The sequence below is a fragment of the Pseudomonas sp. NY15356 genome (assembly GCF_048068175.1).
Taxonomy (GTDB): domain Bacteria; phylum Pseudomonadota; class Gammaproteobacteria; order Pseudomonadales; family Pseudomonadaceae; genus Aquipseudomonas; species Aquipseudomonas putida_K.
The window spans coordinates 63,968-82,947 of sequence record NZ_JBLUPW010000004.1; the positions used below are offsets into that span (position 1 = coordinate 63,968).

The window sequence follows — 18,980 nt, forward strand, 5'->3', positions numbered from 1 at the left end:
CCCCTCCAGACTCAAGGGGCCGCTTTGCGGCCCATCGCAGGCTGCCGCCAGCCACAAAGGTTGCACGGCCCCAACGGGCTGTGCGGGGCTGTGGAAGCGGGCTTGTCCCGCGATAGACCCTCGCTCAATTCAACGGCAGCGCACGCGCCCAAGGCCGGTAGCGCAAGGCGAACACCGCTTCGGCATGGCATCCGCCCACCAGCGCCGGTTGCGCCGGCTCGGCGCGAAATGGCTGGCCCGGTGCGCTGATCTGGCGGAATGCCTCGCGCACGATGCCCACCCGGCAGGGCAGGGCCTGTTCATAGGCTTGGCGTACTTGCGCCGGCAGGCGACCGGTGCCCGCACCGTCCTGCCACCATACAGTCAAACCCAGCTCGGCCAACTGGCCCAGCCAGGTCGCGTTGACCCGCGGCGCCAGGTGCCCAGCGCTGAAGGCGCTCAGGTGCAACGGCTGGTCCAGCTGCCGGTTGAAGGCCTGCAACTGGCGATGCAGCGCGTCGCGGCGACTGGCCTCGTGAAAATGCAGGTCGTCCAGTTCCAGGGGCAGGTACCAACCCGCGACGGGCAGATCCCAGTGCTGGCGGACCTGGTTGTACTGGGACAGGGCGCGGCCCAGTTGAGCCTTCCAATAGTTGGCCAGGCCTTCGCCATCGAGCTCTTCCAGACGTTGGTAGTAGGCCGGGTCCATATACAACCCCAGCACCAGTTCCAACCCCTGGGCCTGGGCTTCGCGCAAGCTGTTGGCCAGCCAGCCCTGGGCGCCGCCGAAGTCGCTGTCGCCGTAGGCGGTCCACTGCACGATGAGGGTCTTGCCTCCCTGGGCCTTGGTGTCCCGCCACACCTGTTGCCACTGGCTGGGCGTCACGGCAGCGTCGCGGTTGAGTGGCTGGTAGAACAGACGATGGTCGGCCACGGCCGGCAGGCACAGGGCAAGCATGCAAATCATCAGAATCGTGCGCATCAGAAGGTCAACTCCACACCCAGCAGCACGCCATTGGCGCGCTCGTAGAGGTTGCCGCCCAGCGACTGCTGGTATTCGGCGCGTACTTTCAGCGAGCCACGGTAGGCGTTGTAGCGGTCGTCGTCGAACCACCACTGCCAGCGTACGCCCACGCCCGTGCGCAGGTCCTGGCGCCAGTCATTGCTCGGGTCCTGGCTGGCGAACTCGAGGAAACCATAGGGCATGACCGTCTGTGGTGAGTTGCCAGGCAGTTTCCAAGCGTGGCCTTGCTGGTAGCGCGACAACCACGCATGGTCGCCGGCGCGGGTCCACCAGGCGGCATCCAGGTAGAGGAAACGCTCGTTCCATTGGTCCTCGTCCACTCGCCAGTCGTTGCGCCAATCGCCCTGGTCGAGGAACGAAGCGGTGGCCCGCAGCAGCAGGTCATTGCTCGATTCGGCATGGTGGCGCAGGTCGCCCCAGTTGCCGCCCACCTTGGCCGGGCTGAGCAGCTCCCCCAGGCTCAGCCCGGTGTAGTGGTCGCTATCGACCTGGCGCTGGTGATAGAGCTCGGCATACAGGTTGAGGTTGGCCTGGCCGAACGGCTTGTAGCGCAGGCCGACGCCGGTGCCCAGGCTCTGGGCGTAGTCGGTGCGGCTCTGACCGCCGAACAGCACGCGGCCATAGACCGACAGGGTGCTGCCATTGCGGCTGGGCTCTTCGCCCAGGGCATGGTCCCACATGGCGATCTGCACGTTCTGCGAACGGGCCCGGCGCTCGGTGCTGCGTGCCCCGTTCTCGAGGAATTTGTCGTTGGTCGAGGTACCAGCGGGCGACCAGGTGCTGGCCAGGGTGACCGTGTCACGCCGCGCCAGCGTTTCGTGGGCGCGGCGCTGGCGGTACTTGCGGGACTCGAGGCTGCCGTACTCGTCGTCACCGTCCACCAGGTTCTGTTCCACGTCGATGACTCGGCGCAGCTCACGGCGTGCCGCGGCGCTGTCCTCGGCTTCGTCGTAGCGCAGTGCCAGGGTCTCGCCCAGGCGGTAGTTCTCGGGGAAATCGCGGGTGGCCCGCTCCAGGTAGGGAATGGCGGCCCGGCGTTGCTGCCTGTCCGCCGAACCCGCCAGGCGCATGCCATAGTCGGCACGGTAGCGTGGCTGGTCGGGTGCCAGGCGCACGGCCTCGGCCAGCCAGGCCATGGCCTGGGCACTGTCGCCGGCTTGCTGTGCGGTGTTGGCCGCCGCGTAGTAGTGGTCGGCGCGGGGCGCATGGGCCAGGGCCTGGCGCTGGAATTCCAGGGCCTCGGCCGGGTTGCCCTGGCGCTGGGCGATGGCGGCGCCCAGGGCCCAGTCGTCGGCGCTCTGGTGGGCGGCTGCGTCCCAATGAGCACGGGCTGCGCTGGCATCGCCGGCATTGAGCGCGCCCTGGGCGGCGGTCATCCGCGCATTGTCGTTCCAGGCGTCGGCAGGCAGGTTGCGCCAGATAGGCGCGGCGGCTTCGGAATCGCCGGCAGCTTCCAGGGCATAGGCCAACGGCAGGCGGCTGCCCGGGTCGCCCAGGCGTTCGGCGGCCTGGTAGTAGACCACTGCCTGCCCGGGCTGGCCGGGCATGGCGCAGCGCCCCAGGGCGCGGTACTGGCCGGCCTCGGTGGGCGTGGGTACCGCCTGGCGCACGGCGTCGCATTGGCCGGCCTCGGCCAGTCGGCCCAGCAGCTGGGCACGGGTGCCAGCATCGACTCGGGGCACCAGGCCCAGCATACGCCGTGTATCCAGGGGCGCGTCGTTGCGAGCGTAGAGGTTGCCCAGGCGTTGCAGCAGGCTCGCTGTCAGGTGGCCCTGGCGGCGATCGTAGGCGGGTACCAGTAGCTGTCGGGCGCGCTCCGGGTGGCCTTGTTCGAGCAACAGATAGCTGGCCTGTTCGAGGGCGGCCAGGTCGCCGGTCTGGCGATAGCGCTGCTCCCATTGCGCGACGGTGCGCGGCTGGGGCGGGGCAGGCGGGTCGCCATACAAGCGCTGCTTGAGCACCGCATGGGCATGCGGGTCGGCGCTGGCACTGCAGCCTGCGAACTGTTCTCGGGCCTGTTGCGGGTCGTGACGGGAAAGCCAGTCGACGGTTTCCAGGCAGGGCCGCTGCAGTTCGTTGCTGAGCGTGCGCACCAAGGCGGCGTCGTCGCCTTCACGGGCCAACTCCCACAATTGTCGGCGTTGTGCGGGCTGTTGCAACTGCTCGCTGGGCAGAGCCTGCAGCCAGCGTTGCGCCTGCTGGTTGTGGCCGACGGCGATGGCGCGGTTGGCCATGGCCAGGCGCGCCTCGTTGGCGGCCTTCTCGGACGGCGCGCTGGCCAGCAGCTTCTGCAGGCCTTGTTCGTCGATTTGCTGGATATAGGCATTGGCCAGGCGGTGCCAGTCTTGCACCGGCAAGGTGCCTTGCTCGGCCAGCGGCTGCAATTGCTCGATGGTTTCGCCCCAGTTGCGCAATTGCTCGGCGAGGTTGGCGCGGGTCAGGCGCAGGACCATGCCGTCGTCCCGCGGTGGTAGGTGGTTGAGCCAGTCCAGGGCGCGGGCAGCACCGCCGAACTTGGCCAGGCTCAGGCTATAGGCCTGCCACAGGCGCACCCGCTGGAGGCCTTCGCTGCTGGCGAGCCAGCCTTCGACCTGGCTGGCCGGTGGCGGGTCCTGCTCGATCCAGGTCAAGCGCAGCTCGAGCAAGGCATCGACATGCTCGGGGGTATCGTCGAGCTGCTCGGCGAGCGCCTCGGCCTCCTTGTAGCGGCGCTGGTGGGCCAGGGCCTGCATCAGCAGGGCCCTGGCTTCGTCGTTGTTGGGCACCCGCTGCAGCACGTGGCGGGTCAGGCGTTCGACTTCCTGCCAGTTGTCGCGCTGCGCTTCGCGGTAGCTGCGCTCCATGAACGGGTAGCTGCGAAAACGCTGGAAGTCGCTCATCGGCGCGGCCAGCGTGGGCAGGGAGGCGGTGCACAGCAACAGGCCAGTGAGGGTCAGGGAAAGACGGGGCTTCATGCCACCTCCCGGGTCAGGTCATAGGCGGCCTGCTGCTCGCTGGCCTGTTCGGCGAGGGCTTGCTGCAGCACGTCCTCGGTGATGATGCCGCGGGCGACCAGGTGCTGGCCCAGGGTCATGTGCTCGGGGTCGAAGTCGATCAGCGCCTGGTTGAACAGGGTCACCGGCACCATGCCGCGTACTTGCAGCAGGGCGCCGAGCATGACCAGGTGCACGCATACCCGTTCCAGCAGCGCGGCATCGTCCTGGTTGCGCTCCAGCACAGCGAGCATTTGCCGGGTTTCCTCCTTCTGCCATGGGCTGGGGTAGTGATGGTGCAGGCCTAGAGCGACCCGGCCCTGGGGCGCCAGGCGATTGCTGACCGGGCGCTTGAGCTGGCGGCTGATGACCCCGAGCGAGACCTGGCTGACCGGGCTTTCACTGGCCAGTACCAGGGTTTCGCCGTCCTCGGCGACCGGGAGTACGCCGTAGTGGGTAGCCAGGCGTCGGGGCAGCTGGGCGATCAGTTGCGGCGAAACCTTGAATGGGTTCAGGGGAGCCCAGGGCATGTCCATCTGCTCGGCCAGGGCCTCGACCAGCTGCTCGCTGGTGAGCCAACCGCGCAACAGCAGTTCGCGTCCCAGGCGACGGCGCACCGGGCTGGTGATCGCCTGTTGCAGCTGCTCGTCGGTGATCAGGCCCTTGGCTACCAGGCGCTGGCCCAGGGGGATGCGGGCGGGCGAGGCGATGGCAGGAAATTCATGGGTGGTCTTGTCCCAGGCCACGCGCCGCGAATCGCCCATTTCCATGACTTGGCGCAGGGCCCGCAGGTTGGCGAAGAAGTTGACGAAGTTGCTCCACATCATGCGCGGTGCCGACAACAGCCCTTCGCCGATGCCGTAGTAGCGGGTGACGAACCAGCCGCGCTGGAACAGACGATTGATCAGCAGCAGGCCGTTAAGCCAGAGCAAGGTGGACAGCAGCCAGCTGTCGCCCAGGATCGACATGAAACGCCACGACTCAGGGGCGATGGTGGTCACCAGCCAGATGGCCAGCAACACCAGCAGCAACAGGTTGACCAAAAAACTCAGCAGGTAGGCGAACAGCCCACGGCGGTCGCGCCAGAGGAAGTAGTTGAGCGCGCCCTTGCGGCTCCAGCCCAGGTTACTGGTGCCCTGGAACACGATGCCGACGATCCAGCGCGACTTCTGGCGAATGGCGTGTTGCCAGTCGCGCGGGAAGTGCTCGCGCACGCAGATCACCTGGGCGAACCGCCGGCTCATGCCCCAGCGCCATTCCTGCTTGAGGGCCAAGGCCGGGTCGGTGATGGAGTAGCGGGCGAAGATGCACTTCATGCCCTTGTGCTTGAGGCGAAAACCGATGTCGTAGTCTTCGGTCAGGCTCTGCACGTCGAAGGCGATGCCGTCGCCATCCTCGAGCAGGGCGCTGATGGCGCGGCGGCTGAAACAGGTGCCGACCCCGGCGCTGGGCACCTGGCCGGTCAATGCCTCGCGTACGATCACGTCCTTGCCGTGGTTCTCGGCGAACTCATCGACGTAGTGCCCGGCGGTGAAGCCTTTCCATTCCGGTGCATAGGGGTAGACCGGGATCTGGATCATGTCCTTGTTCGGCAGCAGGTAGTTGAACAGGCGCAGTTCCATGGGCGAGATCACGTCTTCGGCATCGTGCAGGATGAAACCGGCGAACTCGATGCGTGCGTCCTGCTGGAAGCGCAGGATCGCGTCGATGATGTTGTTCAGACAGTCGGCCTTGCTGGTAGGGCCGGGGCGCGCGCAGACCACCTTGTGCACGTTGGGGTAGTGCAGGCACACGGCATCGACGTCGGCCTGGGTCTGCGGGTCGTTTGGGTAGGTGCCGACGAAGATCTGGTAGTTCTCGTAGTCGATGGTCGAGGCGGCCAGGCGCGCCATCTCGCCGACCACGCCCACTTCGTTCCAGGCCGGGACCATGATCGCCAGGGGTTTTTCCGGTACTTCGAACAGGCGCTTCTCGTCGGCCGGCTCGAAGCGGTCGTAGATGCGAAAACGCCGGATCAGCTTGCGGCCCCAATAGCAGATGTCGATGAACAGGTCGTCCAGGCCCAGCAGGAACATCAGGCTGGCCAGGGCGATGGCGAGCAGCTTCAGGCCGAACAGCACATAGACGAGGAAGTCGACGAAGGCCAGGCTCATGCGTCGCCCCGCCCGACGGCTTGTTCATCGAACCAGCGGCTCAGGCGCTCGGCGATGCGCTCGCTGGCGTGGCCGTCACCGAAGGGGGTGTACACCCTGGCCATGCGTGCGTAGGCCTCGGGGTCATCGAGCAGCAGGCTGGTCTGGGCGACGATCTGGTCGGTATCGGTGCCTACCAGCTTGACCGTGCCACCCTTGAGCACCGCCGGGCGCTCGGTGACCTTGCGCAGCACCAGCACCGGCTTGCCCAGGGCGGGGGCTTCCTCCTGCACGCCGCCGGAGTCGGTGAGGATCACGTCGGCACGGTTCATCAACCAGACGAAATGCGGGTAGTCCTGGGGCGGTACCAGGTGGATGTTGCCACGCCCGGACAACACGCCGTACACCGCCTGCTGGACCTGCGGATTCAGGTGTACCGGATAGACGAACTGCACGTGCGGGTAGCGCTCGCCCAACTGGGCCAGCGCCTTGCAGATGCGCTCGAAGCCCTGGCCGAAGTTCTCCCGGCGGTGGCCGGTGATGAGCACCATGCGCTGGTCGTTGTGCAGTACGGCCAGCGGCGAGTCGGCGGCGGGTTGCCAGTTCTGCGCGGCCAGGTGGTCGCGCATCCACAACAGGGCATCGATCACCGTGTTGCCGGTCACTTCGATCCGGTCGGGGGGCACGCCTTCGCGGATCAGGTTGGCATCCGAGTCGCGGGTAGGCGTGAAGTGCAGGTCGGCCAGTACGCCGGTCAGGCGACGGTTGGCTTCCTCCGGCCAGGGCTGCCTGAGATTGCCGGTGCGCAGGCCCGCCTCGACGTGGCCGATGGGAATCTGGCGGTGGAAGGCGGCGAGGGCGGCGATGGAACTGGTGGTGGTGTCGCCATGGACCAGGACGATCTGCGGCTTGACCTGTTCGTAGGCTTTGTCGAGCTTGTCCAGCAGGTCGCGGGACAGGCCGTTGAGGGTCTGGCTGTGGGTCATCACCTTGAGGTCCTGGTCGACGCCAAGGCCAAAGGCGGTCAGCACCTGCTCGAGCATTTCCCGGTGCTGACCGGTGGAGCAGATGTGCAGGTCGATCCCGGGCCATTGGCACAACACGCGAGCCAGGGGGGCCATCTTGATCGCTTCAGGGCGGGTACCGAATACCATCATGACGGTATGTGCCATGGTTTGAATCCTCCGTTCTATTCCCTGGACGAAGTGACGCGCGCTGCAGCACGTCAAAGACAAGCAGTCAAATGTGGGGTTGTCCAATATCGACACGCGCCGACGCCAGACGTTCGGAGCGCAGCAGCAGCATCCAGGAGAAGGGCGCGTATCAGCCCGATGCGCTGGAATGCCAGGGAAGGGTGGTCATATGCTGAAACGGTTATTCTAGTACGTTAGTGCGATTTTCTCTACGAGATGTATTACAAGCTTTTACTTGTAGCGTTCAGCTTGTAACTTTGTACGCTTTCTTACCAAGGAGCCGTTCATGCAAGGCAAGGCACGCAAGGTGGTCCAGGCCATCCTCTATGAAGTCATCGCCGTGGCTTGCGTAGCGCCGGCCCTGTCGCTGATGTTCGATGCGGGCATGGCCCATTCGACGGTGCTGTCGATCCTCATGTCGGCCATCGCCATGAGCTGGAACATGGGCTACAACTGGGCATTCGAACGTTGGGAGGCGCGCCAGGACAAGCGCAGCCGAACCTTCCTGCGCCGGCTGCTGCATGCCTTGGGCTTCGAAGGCGGGCTGGTGCTGATCCTGCTGCCGTTGGTGGCCTACTGGATGGATATCAGCCTGTGGGCGGCCTTGCTCACCAACCTGGCGTTGTTCCTGTTTTTCTTCGTCTATGCCTTCGTGTTCCAGTGGGGCTTCGACAAGGTCTTCGACGTACCGGTTTCTGCCCAGGAGGCCCGAGAAGGGTCACAGGGGTGTTGACTCGCTGCCTGGCGGCAGGATAAGTTCCTGCCCATGAACAGATTCCCGCAGCGTCGCGCCATCAGCATTATTACCGCCATTATTCGTTTGGCGGGCTAGCGCGTACGTGCACCGAACCCGCCCTGGAGGCGGGTTTCTTCTTTCCGGCTCCTGGGTACCTGAAACCACCAGGAGTCATCGATGACCAGCCTTAGCGTCAGCCTTCGTACCACTTCTCCCCAGCAACTGCTGTCGGAGCAGGTTCGCCGCATTCTCAGTGCTCCTGTGTACGACCTGGCCATCGAGACGCCCCTGCAACCGGCCCCGGCGCTGTCGGCCGCCCTTGGCAACCAGGTGCTTCTCAAGCGCGAGGACTTGCAGCCGACCTTCTCGTTCAAGATCCGGGGTGCCTACACTCGCCTGTCGCGGCTGACCCCGGCGCAACGGGACCGTGAGGTGATTACCGCATCGGCGGGCAACCATGCCCAAGGCGTAGCGATGGCGGCATCGCACCTGGGGATGCGCGCGACCATCGTCATGCCCACCACCACGCCAGAGCTCAAGGTCCAGGGCGTGCGCTCGCGCGGTGGCCATGTGGTGTTGCATGGCGAAAGCTTTCCCCATGCCCTGGCCCATGCCCTGCAACTGGCGGACAGCGAGAAAGCGACCTTCGTGCCGCCGTTCGACGACCCGGACGTGATCGCCGGCCAGGGCACGGTGGCCATGGAGATCCTGCGCCAGCACCCGGGCGCATTGGATGCGATCTTCGTCCCGGTCGGTGGCGGCGGGCTGGTCGCCGGCATCGCCGCCTACGTCAAGTACCTGCGCCCGGAGGTGAAGGTGATCGGGGTCGAGCCGGAGGACTCCAACTGCCTGCAAGCGGCCCTGGCTGCCGGCGAACGGGTGATCCTGCCGCAAGTGGGGTCCTTCGCCGATGGCGTCGCGGTGGCGCAGGTCGGTGCCCATTGCTTCGAGCTGTGCCGCCATTTCGTCGACGAAGTGGTGACGGTCAGCAGCGACGAACTGTGCGCCGCGATCAAGGACATCTACGACGACACCCGCTCGATCACCGAGCCGTCCGGCGCCCTGGCGGTGGCCGGGATCAAGAAGTACGTGGCCCGCGAAGGGGTTGGCGGACAGACGCTGGTGGCGATCGATTCCGGTGCCAACGTCAACTTCGACCGCCTGCGCCATGTGGCCGAGCGTGCCGAGCTGGGCGAGCAGCGCGAGGCGATCATCGCCGTGACCATTCCGGAGCGCCCGGGCAGCTTCCGGGCCTTCTGCCAGGCCCTGGGCAAGCGCCAGATCACCGAGTTCAACTATCGCTATTACCCCGGCAAGGAGGCGCGGCTGTTCGTCGGTGTGCAGACCCACCCACAACACGACCCGCGCCAGGCGTTGCTGGCCAGCCTGCGCGAGCAGGGCTACAACGTGCTCGACCTGACCGACAACGAGCTGGCCAAGCTGCATGTACGCCATACGGTAGGCGGGCATGCCGCGCCGGGGGCGCAGGAGCGGGTGCTGCGCTTCGAGTTCCCCGAACGGCCGGGAGCGCTGCTGGGCTTTCTCGAGCGGCTGGGCAAACGGTGGAACATCAGTTTGTTCCATTACCGCAACCATGGTGCGGCCGAGGCGCGGGTATTCGCGGCCCTGGAGGTGCCTGGCGAGGAACTCGCCGGGTTGCCCCACGCCCTGGACGAGATGGGCTATCGCTATTGGGACGAGACCGAGAACCCGGCTTACCGGTTGTTCCTGGGCTGAGTGTCGGGCAGGCTCGGCCCCATAGCAGGGCAAGCCCGCTCCCACAGGTTCGGTGGTGTTCGCTGACTGTGCGTTGCGCTGGGTCAATACTGTCCCGCGCCAGCAGGCGGATCCTCAAGGTAGACAGACCTTCCAAGAGGAACCGGCCATGAGCAGCACCTTCTTCATCCCCGCCGTGAACATCATGGGCATCGACTGCCTTGACGAGGCGATGGCGGCCATCGCCGGCTACGGCCTGCGCAAGGCCCTGATCGTCACGGACCAGGGCCTGGCGAAAGCCGGCGTGGCCGAGCGTATTGCCGGCTTGCTGGCCGGGCGCGACATTGATTCGGTGATATTCGACGGCGCCAAGCCGAACCCGAGCATCGCCAACGTCGAGGCCGGGCTGGCCTTGTTGCAGCGTGAGCGTTGCGATTGCGTGGTGTCCCTTGGCGGCGGCTCGCCCCACGACTGCGCCAAGGGGATCGCCCTGTGCGCGACCAACGGTGGGCGGATCAGCGACTACGAAGGCGTCGACCGCTCCAGCAAACCGCAACTGCCGCTGATCGCCATCAATACCACCGCCGGCACCGCCAGCGAGATGACCCGCTTCTGCATCATCACCGACGAGGCGCGCCACGTGAAGATGGCCATCGTCGACCGCAATGTCACGCCGATCCTCTCGGTCAATGACCCGGCGCTGATGGTCGGCATGCCCAAGGGGCTGACCGCCGCCACCGGCATGGATGCCCTGACCCACGCCATCGAAGCCTACGTATCGACTGCCGCCACGCCGATCACCGACGCCTGCGCGCTCAAGGCCGTGACCCTGATCAGCGCCAACCTGCGCCAGGCCGTGGTCGATGGCAACGACCTGCAGGCACGGGAGAACATGGCCTATGCCCAGTTCCTCGCCGGCATGGCGTTCAACAATGCATCCCTGGGCTACGTACATGCCATGGCGCACCAGCTGGGGGGCTTCTACGACCTGCCGCACGGGGTGTGCAACGCCATCCTGCTGCCCCATGTGCAGCGTTTCAACGCCAAGGTCAGTGCTGCGCGCCTGCGCGATGTGGCCAAGGCCATGGGCGTGAAGGTGTGTGGGTTGGACGCGGAGCAGGGCGCAGGTACAGCGATTTCAGCCATCGAGCACCTGGCGGCGGCGATTGGCATTCCGGCCGGCCTGGCAGAGCTCGGGGTCAAGGTGGAGGACGTACCGGTGCTGGCGGCCAATGCTCTGAAGGATGCCTGTGGCTTGACCAACCCGCGGCCGGCGAACCAGGCAGAGATTGAGGCGATCTTCAAGGCGGCGTTCTAGCCAGGGCAGATGGTGTTCGGGCCAGGATGGGGTGGGCGGAAATCGCGTGCCGTGCGGGCGGCGCGCGATTTACCAATCCCGGGCCTCTCACGTCGAGCATAACGGCGGTCACCGCTCACGCATAAAGAACCCTGCCACATACTTGCGGAACGTCTCCAGGCTCTTGAAGTCGGCATAACGCTTGAAATTCTCTGCATCCGGTTCAGGGCCGATGGGTTGCGCCAGCAGGGACACCGACAGCACCCGGTCCTGGTCCGACGTGAGCACCAGTTCATCCATCACCTGGCCACCGATGACCGGCCGGCGCATCAGCACCTTGACGCCTTTGCCCGCCATCCAGTCGATCAGCGACACCAATGCCTTGAGCGGCTCGCGCTCTTCGTCGCGGTACACCGGGAACAGATGCCCGCGCGACAGCACCGGTACGCTGGCGACGTGGATCAGCTCATAGAAATGGCTGCCGGCGGTGGTTGGCGAATAGAGCGCAAGGGCCAGCAACGGCCCGCTGGTGCGGCCACCGTCCCAGAACAGATGGTGGCCCTGGAAGTCGAAGCCGTCCTCGGTGCGGGCGTTGAACAGCTTGCGCCCCTTGACCTGGTCGATGCAGTCGAGCAGCAGGCCATGACGGCGGTGGTTGCCGAAGGCCGTGGCGTCACGCAGGCGGGACTTGAGCATCATCATGTGCTTCATGTCCAGGCGGGTTTCCAGGTAGTTGCTCGCCGGTACCCGCTCCACCAGCGGGTAGCGACCGGCCACGCCGCGCAGGTCGGCGAACTGGGCCGTGAGGTCCTTCTTCAGGTGGGTGGCGTAGACGTTCAAGCCACTGGCTTCGATCCAGGTCAGCAGCAACGACAGCAAGCGTTGCTGTTCACGGCGCTCCGTCGTGGCGCCGGGGCCGCCGACACCCGCCCGATTGAAATCACCCAGCAGGCGCAGCGGGGTATCCGGCGGCAGCCAGGCGGCAGGCACGGCGGTTTGCTCGCTACGTTCGCCGGTTTCGCGCTCGACCTTGGTGAACGGGCAGCCGGGTGTATGCTCAGGGGTGTCCGGGTTGTTGCGCAGGAACAGGGTGCCGGTATTGCCGTTGAGGCTGACGTTGAGCACTGGCATGGCATCCCGGCGGCAGTCGCAGGCCAGCCACTGGTTGGCGCTGCGTACCTTCATCAGCCACTGGTTGGCCTGCAACAGGCGCGGGCCGGCGAGGGTGCCGGAGGCAAAACCGACCAGCAGTTCCTCCTCGGCCGGGGTGAGGCTGCGCACCTGCGCAGCGTTCTTTTCGATGATTCGCATTCAGCAGCTCCAAGCTACGAGCCTCAAGCTTCCGGCAAAGTCAGGGCGCTTTCAACCCGAACGCCTGAAGCTCGCAGCTTGTGGTTCACTGGCCGCCGAACAGCTTGGCGGCGCGGGCGCGGATTTCCTCTGGGCTGAGGTCTTCCTTATGGGTGGAGACGAACCACAGGTTGCCGAACGGGTCCTTCAGCGTGCCGCTGCGGTCGCCGTAGAACTGGTCCTGCACCGGGCGCAGGGCCAGGGCGCCGGCGGCGACGGCCTGGTCGTAGATTTTGTCGCAGTTCTCGACATACAGGTGCAGGCCGACGGCAGTACCGCCCAGCGACTGGCTGGCGGTGAGCCCGCCTTCCATGTCACAGGGGTCCGCGAGCATCAGCGAGGAATCGCCGATCTTGAGCTCCGCATGGCCGATGCGGCCGTCGGGGCCTTCGAGACGGAACATCTCCACCGCACCAAAGGCCTGCTTGTAGAACTCGATGGCCTTTGCTGCGTCCTTGATGCCCAGGTAGGGCGTGATGCTGTGTTGTCCTTCGGGAACAGGTTTGACCGCCATTGCAAGGTTCCTCCTTCAGGTAAGGTCAGTACCGACCCGCCGCAGATATATCCGCGACAGGCTTCACGCATTTACCGAGGCTGTATGTTTGTACAGTTTCGGCAAATGCGCAAATGCCTTTTCCCTATTAGAGGCTGCCCGGCTAGAAGATGTAGTCGGTGGTCAGGAAACTCGACTGGCGGTTGCGGATGATCTCGCTGATCAGCGCCTTGTTGGCTTCCTGGAATTTGGTGGCCACCAGGGTGCGGATAGAGAACACACGCAGGGCGTCGTGTACCGACAAGGTGCCTTCGGCGCTGTTCTTGCGGCCGTTGAACGGGTAGGTGTCCGGGCCACGCTGGCACTGGGCGTTGATATTGATGCGGCCCACCTGGTTGGCGAAGGTATCGACCAGCATGCCGATGGTCTGCGGGTCGTTGCCGAACAGGCTCAACTGCTGGCCATAGTCGGAATCGAGCACATAGTCGATCACCGTCTGCAGGTCGCGGTAGGGCACCACCGGCACCAGCGGGCCGAACTGCTCCTCGTGGTAGACGCGCATGCTGGGCGCCACCGGGTAGAGCAGGGCCGGGTAGAAGAACGAGCCGCGGCTGGTGCCGCCTCCCTCGTTGAGCACGCGGGCACCCTTGGCCGTGGCGTCGGCCACCAGGCCGTCGAGGTAGTCGACCTTGCCGGGCTCGGGCAACGGGGTCAGGGCCACGCCCGGCTCCCAGGGCATGCCGGGCTTGAGCGCGGCGAGCTTGCGCTGGAACTTCTCGAGGAACGGCTCGACCACATCTTCGTGCACGAACAGGATCTTCAGCGCGGTGCAGCGTTGGCCGTTGAACGACAGGGCGCCGGTGACCGCTTCTTCGACGGCATTGTCCAGGTCCACCTGGGGCAGGACGATACCGGGGTTCTTGGCATCCAGGCCCAAGGCCGCACGCAGGCGGTGCGGGCGTGGGTGCAGTTTCTTCAGGTCGCTGGCGGCCTTGTGGGTGCCGATGAAGGCGAATACGTCGATCTTGCCGCTGGCCATCAGGGCGCTGACCGTCTCGCGGCCACGGCCATAGATGACATTGATCACCCCTGGCGGGAAGCTGTCGCGGAAGGCTTCGAGCAACGGGTGGATCAGCAGCACGCCGAACTTGGCCGGTTTGAACACCACGGTGTTGCCCATGATCAGCGCCGGGATCAGGGTGGTGAAGGTCTCGTTGAGCGGGTAGTTGTACGGGCCCATGCACAGCGCGACGCCCAGCGGTGCGCGGCGGATCTGGCCGAGCGTGCCTTGCTCGAGTTCGAAGCGGCTCGACCGTCGGTCGAGGTCCTTGAGGGCATTGATGGTGTCGACGATATAGTCGCAGGTGCGGTCGAACTCTTTTTCCGAGTCCTTGAGGTTCTTGCCGATCTCCCACATCAGCAGCTTGACCACCGCCGTGCGCTGTTCGCGCATGCGCCCCAGGAAGGCTTCGACGTGCTGGATACGCTCGGCCACGCGCATCGTCGGCCAGGCGCCACGGCCCTTGTCGTAGGCCTGTACGGCGGCATCCAGGGCGGTGAGGGCAGTATCGGCGTCGAGCAGCGGGGCACTGCCGAGGATCACTTGCTGTTCGCTGTCGCCGTGCTTGAGCCAGACCGGGCTGCGTACCGTGGCCAACGGGCCGTCCCAACGCCTGAGCTGGCCACCGACCAGGTAGTCGCGTTGCTCCAGGGGTTCGCCCAGGCGCCAAGCCTCGGGGATAGCGTCGGGGGCGGGAAACAGCGAATCGAGCAGACGGTCCATGGGTACTGCACCTCGTTTGTTCTTGGGTAGGTGAATCGCTTCAGCTGCGAGCATGCACCCACTGGAAGAAAAACACCAGTCTGGCTCAAATTTGCCTTTGCCGGGCCGATACACAATTAATCGCCGCCGATTTCCGCCCAATGAAAACTCTCCACGTATCCCCTGACCAGCCGCCGTCCTGCAAAGGCAGGCTGCGGCGCACTGTGCACCGCTTGCTGCCGGTCGGCTTCGCCCTGGTGGGCATTGGCTTGTCCGTCGCGCTCGGGCACCTGGACATGCGCCGTGAGCAAAGCGAGCAGCTGGCCAACATTGCCGCACGCCTTTCCGGAGTGCGCAGCGCCCTGGAGGCGCAGCTGCGGGCGGCATTCGCCGAGGCCGAAGGCATCGCCCAGCTGATCTCCACCGATGGGCGAATCAGCCCTGGGCATTTCCACGGGATGGCCCAGGACGCGCTCGAGTCGGTGCCCTACATGCACCACATCGCCCTGGCACCGGACGATGTGATCAGCGCGGTCTATCCCGAGCAAGGTAACCAGTCGATCCTGGGCCTGGACTATCGTCGGCTGCCTGACCAGTTCCCCATGTTGCAGTCGGCCCGTGAGCACCGCGAGGCCGTGCTGGCCGGCCCGGTCGGCCTGTACCAGGGTGGGCGGGCATTGATCTATCGGCGGCCGGTGTTCGTCTCCGGCAAGCGAGGGGTGAAGCTCTATTGGGGCAATGTGTCGATCGTCGCCGATATCGACAGCCTGCTCTGGGCCGCAGGCCTGCGCCCGGACATGGATATTCAGGTGGCGCTGCGCGGGGCGGACGGCAAGGGCACGGATGGTGCGCTGATCTGGGGCGATCCGCAGCTGTTCGACGACCCGCTGCTCAGCCAGCTGGTGACGGTGCCAGGAGGGCACTGGCAGATGGCCGCCGCGCCTCGCGATGGCTGGCCGGTACTGGGCCTGTTCGCCTCGCCGCTGTTTCTTTTCGCCCTGACCTGCACGGGGTTGTTCAGCCTGTTCGTTGCCCAGCTCAACGGCAACCAGCGCCTGTTGCAGCAGCGCAACCGCGAGCTCCGCCAGTCCCAGGCGCAGCTCGAACGCCTGGCCCACTACGACACCATCACCGGCCTGCCCAACCGCGTGTTGTTCCAGAAACAGCTGGCAGAGGCCATCGCCAGGGACCATGGGCTGGCCGTGCTGATCCTCGATATCGACGGCTTCAAACAGGTCAACGACAGCCTGGGCCATCCGATGGGCGACCTGCTGCTGCAGCAGGCCACGGCGCGCTTCCTGCAGGAGCTGGACAGCGCCGACCGGCTCTGCCGCCTGGGCGGCGACGAGTTCGTGTTCATGCTTCAGGGCAGCCAGGGCCAGGTCAGCCACCAGGTATGCGCCTTGCTGCGCTGCCTGCAGCGGCCATTCGACCTCAACGGCAATGCCGCGCTGGTCACCGGCAGCATCGGCCTTGCCCGCTGCCCGCAGCATGGCGAGACGGTGGACAGCCTGCTGCGCCATGCCGACACCGCCATGTATGCGGCCAAGGAGGGCGGTCGCAATGCCTGGCGGCCTTATCACCCGGACATGACCGAGCGCCTGCAGCAGCGCCTGGAGCTGGAGCGCAACCTGCGCCGGGCCTTGCAGCATGACGAGTTCGAGTTGTGGTACCAGCCCAAGCTCGACCTGTTCAGTGGTCGCGTGGAAGGGGTGGAGGCATTGCTGCGCTGGCGTGACCCGGAACGCGGGCTGGTGTCGCCGGCCGAGTTCATCCCCCTGGCCGAACGCACCGGCCTGATCATTCCGTTGGGTGAGCGCGTGCTGGAGCTGGCCTGCGCCCAGTTGGCCGCCTGGCGCGCCGCCGACTGCCTGCCCGGGTCGATGGCGATCAACGTGGCGGCGTTGCAGATCGAGCGCAGCGACTATGTCACCAGCCTGGCCACGACCCTGGCCCGCTACGACCTGCCGGCGAGCCTGCTGGAAGTGGAGATCACCGAAAGCCTGCTGATGGAAAGCCAGCAGCAGGCCTGCGCAGTGCTCGCACAATTGCGGGCCATGGGTGTGGCCACGGCAGTGGATGACTTCGGTACCGGCTATTCGTCGCTGGCCTATCTGCGTGCCCTGCCCATCGATCACCTGAAGATCGACCGGGCGTTCATCAAGGACCTGCCAGGCGACGATGATGCCCAGGCGGTCGCCTGCGCGATCATCGACCTGGGCCACGCCCTGGGCTTTCGGATCACCGCCGAAGGTATCGAGACCCAGGCGCAATATGACTTCCTGCGCAACGCTGGGTGCGACCAGGGGCAGGGCTTCCTGCTCGCACGACCGATGCCGGCGGCGGACCTGGCCCGCTGGCTGCAGGCCAGCCGGGACTGCGGCTGACCGGCTTACCTGCTTGGCCAGCAGCCTCAGGACTCGACGAGCCTGGGCACGGCTCCATAGCCAATGCGCTGGGTTTGCCTGAGCTGCTGCTCGACCAGCGACTGCAGTGATTCGCCGGTGGGCAGGTAGGCGTCGCCGAAGTCCTGGCCGCCCAGGGCACTGGGGTGCGTGACGATTTCCAGGATGCCATGGGTCGGGGCCAACCCGGCCTTGAGGTCCGCTGGGGTGCAGACGTAGTCGGCCGTGGCGCCACTGAGCTGGCGCAGTCGGCGGTTGAGCAGGGTCTTGTACACGTGCTTGACTGGGCCGATGTTGCGCCCGAGGTTGCGTGCCAGACGCACGGGGACGCCTTGGCTGCGGGCAAAACGCGCGACCACTTCGCCGATCGGCCAGATATTGTGCACGTGCTGGTGCGAGTCGAGGTGGCTGGGCACAAGGCCGTGGGCCAGGCAGTGTTGCCATTGCGCGTGCAGTTCCTGCTCCACGGCGGCGCGCTCGCGCCGGGACAGGCGCAGGGTCGCGCGTTTGAGTGCGAAGGCGAACTCCCCGGTAGGCGAACAGAACCGTGGCTCGGCGAGAATCGCCTGGCTCAACGGCCGCCCCTGGGTGAGGTTGAAGTGCAGGCCTATCCGGCCCAGCAGTTCGGGCTGGCGAGCCAGGGCGCAGGCCGCGGCGAAGGCGGGCATGTTGGCCATGGCCGTGGCCGAACTGATCAGCCCGGCCTGGAACGCTTGCAGGATCACCGCATTGGTGTGTGGGCTCATGCCGAAGTCGTCAGCGTTGACTATGACCTGGGAGGGCATCGGGGTTCTCCTGTGGGAAATTGGATGGTGCCGGGGCGGCCAATGGCCGCCGGTGTCCGTTCAGGTAGGGCTTGAGCAGCCGCCAGGCGCGCAGGGCCAGGCCCAGCAGGCGGCCGTCCAGGCGCTTGCTGTAGAGGCTGAGGCGCCATTGTTCGAGCGAGTCGGTCATGCGTTCGTGCAGCTGGTGGCTGGAGTTGTGCAGGCTGACCCGGGAGGCGTCGACCCAGGTCCATCCTTCGTCCAAACCCCAGCGAATCCACTCGTCCAGCAGCACGCGGCCGCTGCCGAGGTCGCGATGCTCCGGCATGAAGGCCAGGTTGTAATCGTAGAGCCGTCCGTGTTCGAGCAGGCCGAGGCGGTAGCTGATGCAGCGACCGTCCAGCTCCAGCAGCACCAGGCACACCAGGCCTTCGGCGGCCAGGGCGGTGAGCGCCTGGTATATCCATTGGCGGCGCTGCGTACCCGAGAAGATCCCGACCTCCTCATCACCTTTCCAACTGGCGGCCTCCACGGCGCTGACGGCCTCGATCAGGGCGTCGATGTCGTTTTCGCTGGCCTGCACGCGCCGCACCTGGGCAGCGCAGGCGGCGATGCGTTTGCGCGCCCGGCGCAGCTTGTAGCGTGGCGCGCCGCTGGGCTCCTGGCGATCGGCCGGGTTGATCCGGTGCAGCGGGACCACACAGCTCAGTCGCTGCTCGCAATGTGAACTCGCGGCGGCCCACCGGCCCAGCCAGCCATGGGGCGGCACCGACACTTCGTTCAGTTGCAGCAATGCGTGGGGCAGGTGTTTGCCGATGGCCTGGAGCACGCTGTCTGCATCCGCTTCGGGGAGATCGACGAGCAGGGCGATGCGGTCGCTCAAGGGGTAGCCCAGGTGGCGTACCACCGGCGTGTTGAACGGGCCGTACGGTTCGCGCATGCGCACCAGCGGCAGGCAAAGCCGCAATTGCGCTCCCCGATAACCCAGCAGCACCTGCAGGCGCTGCCCAGGTTGCAGGGCGCCCTCGGCGGCCTGCAGCCAACCCAGGTGGTTGAACGGGGTGCTACCCGGCACCCGCCGGCGCAGGGCCTCGTATTCGTCGGCCGGGAAGTCGGGGGTGAGCAGCGAGTCGTGCCAGCTCAGTCGCAGGTCCATG

General features: G+C 66.1%; 13 protein-coding genes. 4 read left to right on the top strand and 9 right to left on the bottom strand.

Translation table 11 applies throughout. The annotated features are described in order from the left end of the window. Positions 1 to 124: 124 nt before the first annotated feature. From ACNFCI_RS05335 to wecB, 4 genes are read right to left on the bottom strand one after another with little or no spacing between them, the layout of a single operon-like run. Positions 125 to 961, bottom strand: a complete 837-nt coding sequence (locus ACNFCI_RS05335) for a DUF4434 family protein (RefSeq protein WP_368828999.1) — start codon at positions 959 to 961, stop codon at positions 125 to 127. Next, complete coding sequence (locus ACNFCI_RS05340; protein ID WP_368828998.1) at positions 961 to 3,957, bottom strand: phage receptor; 2,997 nt, start codon at positions 3,955 to 3,957, stop codon at positions 961 to 963. The genes ACNFCI_RS05335 and ACNFCI_RS05340 overlap by 1 nt, the downstream gene beginning before the upstream one ends. Beyond that, a complete protein-coding gene (gene nrfB / locus ACNFCI_RS05345) occupies positions 3,954 to 6,128 on the bottom strand; it encodes a cyclic di-3',5'-guanylate-activated glycosyltransferase NrfB (RefSeq protein WP_368828997.1) in 2,175 nt (724 codons plus the stop codon). The genes ACNFCI_RS05340 and nrfB overlap by 4 nt, the downstream gene beginning before the upstream one ends. Then, complete coding sequence (wecB, locus tag ACNFCI_RS05350; protein WP_368828996.1) at positions 6,125 to 7,279, bottom strand: non-hydrolyzing UDP-N-acetylglucosamine 2-epimerase; 1,155 nt, start codon at positions 7,277 to 7,279, stop codon at positions 6,125 to 6,127. Before wecB ends, nrfB begins: the two co-directional genes overlap by 4 nt. A 307-nt stretch (positions 7,280 to 7,586) precedes the next feature. Between wecB and ACNFCI_RS05355 the strand changes: the two genes are divergently transcribed. The 3 genes from ACNFCI_RS05355 to yiaY all read left to right on the top strand — a co-directional run bounded on the left by ACNFCI_RS05355 (position 7,587) and on the right by yiaY (position 11,070). Then, positions 7,587 to 8,033, top strand: a complete 447-nt coding sequence (locus ACNFCI_RS05355; protein WP_084858952.1) for a PACE efflux transporter — start codon at positions 7,587 to 7,589, stop codon at positions 8,031 to 8,033. A 180-nt stretch (positions 8,034 to 8,213) separates the two neighbouring features. Next, positions 8,214 to 9,773 carry a threonine ammonia-lyase, biosynthetic gene (ilvA, locus tag ACNFCI_RS05360; RefSeq protein ID WP_368828995.1) on the top strand — a complete coding sequence of 520 codons (1,560 nt, stop codon included), beginning with the start codon at positions 8,214 to 8,216 and terminating at the stop codon, positions 9,771 to 9,773. Between the two features lie 148 nt (positions 9,774 to 9,921). Continuing rightward, positions 9,922 to 11,070: an L-threonine dehydrogenase gene (yiaY, locus tag ACNFCI_RS05365; protein WP_368828994.1), complete on the top strand. Its 1,149-nt coding sequence runs from the start codon at positions 9,922 to 9,924 to the stop codon at positions 11,068 to 11,070. A 108-nt stretch (positions 11,071 to 11,178) separates the two neighbouring features. On the opposite strand, the gene ACNFCI_RS05370 is transcribed toward yiaY, so the two are convergent. The 3 genes from ACNFCI_RS05370 to ACNFCI_RS05380 form a co-directional block, all read right to left on the bottom strand. Next, positions 11,179 to 12,360 carry a hypothetical protein gene (locus ACNFCI_RS05370; RefSeq protein WP_368828993.1) on the bottom strand — a complete coding sequence of 394 codons (1,182 nt, stop codon included), beginning with the start codon at positions 12,358 to 12,360 and terminating at the stop codon, positions 11,179 to 11,181. 85 nt (positions 12,361 to 12,445) lie between these two features. Then, positions 12,446 to 12,913 carry a VOC family protein gene (locus ACNFCI_RS05375; RefSeq protein ID WP_084858948.1) on the bottom strand — a complete coding sequence of 156 codons (468 nt, stop codon included), beginning with the start codon at positions 12,911 to 12,913 and terminating at the stop codon, positions 12,446 to 12,448. 142 nt (positions 12,914 to 13,055) lie between these two features. Then, positions 13,056 to 14,675 (bottom strand): NADP-dependent glyceraldehyde-3-phosphate dehydrogenase, encoded by a 1,620-nt coding sequence (locus tag ACNFCI_RS05380; RefSeq protein WP_084858947.1) that lies wholly within the window; start codon positions 14,673 to 14,675, stop codon positions 13,056 to 13,058. 140 nt (positions 14,676 to 14,815) lie between these two features. On the opposite strand from ACNFCI_RS05380, the gene ACNFCI_RS05385 reads away from it, so the two are divergent. Continuing rightward, a complete protein-coding gene (locus ACNFCI_RS05385; RefSeq protein ID WP_324812336.1) occupies positions 14,816 to 17,041 on the top strand; it encodes a putative bifunctional diguanylate cyclase/phosphodiesterase in 2,226 nt (741 codons plus the stop codon). 26 nt (positions 17,042 to 17,067) lie between these two features. Here ACNFCI_RS05385 and ACNFCI_RS05390 read toward each other — a convergent pair whose 3' ends face one another. Together ACNFCI_RS05390 and ACNFCI_RS05395 are read right to left on the bottom strand one after the other, a co-directional pair. After that, entirely contained in the window at positions 17,068 to 17,844 is a 777-nt protein-coding gene (locus ACNFCI_RS05390; RefSeq protein WP_084859014.1) for a ChbG/HpnK family deacetylase, read from the bottom strand. Further along, a complete protein-coding gene (locus tag ACNFCI_RS05395) occupies positions 17,816 to 18,979 on the bottom strand; it encodes a GNAT family N-acetyltransferase (RefSeq protein WP_084858945.1) in 1,164 nt (387 codons plus the stop codon). The genes ACNFCI_RS05390 and ACNFCI_RS05395 overlap by 29 nt, the downstream gene beginning before the upstream one ends. Position 18,980 lies beyond the last annotated feature (1 nt).

Excerpts from the sequence above, each read along its gene's own strand:
- ACNFCI_RS05370 (WP_368828993.1), bottom strand. The coding sequence starts at position 12,360 with ATGCGAATCATCGAAAAGAACGCTGCGCAGGTGCGCAGCCTCACCCCG.
- ACNFCI_RS05385 (WP_324812336.1), top strand. The coding sequence starts at position 14,816 with ATGAAAACTCTCCACGTATCCCCTGACCAGCCGCCGTCCTGCAAAGGC.
- ACNFCI_RS05380 (WP_084858947.1), bottom strand. The coding sequence starts at position 14,675 with ATGGACCGTCTGCTCGATTCGCTGTTTCCCGCCCCCGACGCTATCCCC.
- nrfB (WP_368828997.1), bottom strand. The coding sequence starts at position 6,128 with ATGAGCCTGGCCTTCGTCGACTTCCTCGTCTATGTGCTGTTCGGCCTG.
- wecB (WP_368828996.1), bottom strand. The coding sequence starts at position 7,279 with ATGGCACATACCGTCATGATGGTATTCGGTACCCGCCCTGAAGCGATC.
- ACNFCI_RS05340 (WP_368828998.1), bottom strand. The coding sequence starts at position 3,957 with ATGAAGCCCCGTCTTTCCCTGACCCTCACTGGCCTGTTGCTGTGCACC.
- ACNFCI_RS05335 (WP_368828999.1), bottom strand. The coding sequence starts at position 961 with ATGCGCACGATTCTGATGATTTGCATGCTTGCCCTGTGCCTGCCGGCC.
- ilvA (WP_368828995.1), top strand. The coding sequence starts at position 8,214 with ATGACCAGCCTTAGCGTCAGCCTTCGTACCACTTCTCCCCAGCAACTG.
- ACNFCI_RS05375 (WP_084858948.1), bottom strand. The coding sequence starts at position 12,913 with ATGGCGGTCAAACCTGTTCCCGAAGGACAACACAGCATCACGCCCTAC.
- yiaY (WP_368828994.1), top strand. The coding sequence starts at position 9,922 with ATGAGCAGCACCTTCTTCATCCCCGCCGTGAACATCATGGGCATCGAC.
- ACNFCI_RS05395 (WP_084858945.1), bottom strand. The coding sequence starts at position 18,979 with ATGGACCTGCGACTGAGCTGGCACGACTCGCTGCTCACCCCCGACTTC.
- ACNFCI_RS05390 (WP_084859014.1), bottom strand. The coding sequence starts at position 17,844 with ATGCCCTCCCAGGTCATAGTCAACGCTGACGACTTCGGCATGAGCCCA.
- ACNFCI_RS05355 (WP_084858952.1), top strand. The coding sequence starts at position 7,587 with ATGCAAGGCAAGGCACGCAAGGTGGTCCAGGCCATCCTCTATGAAGTC.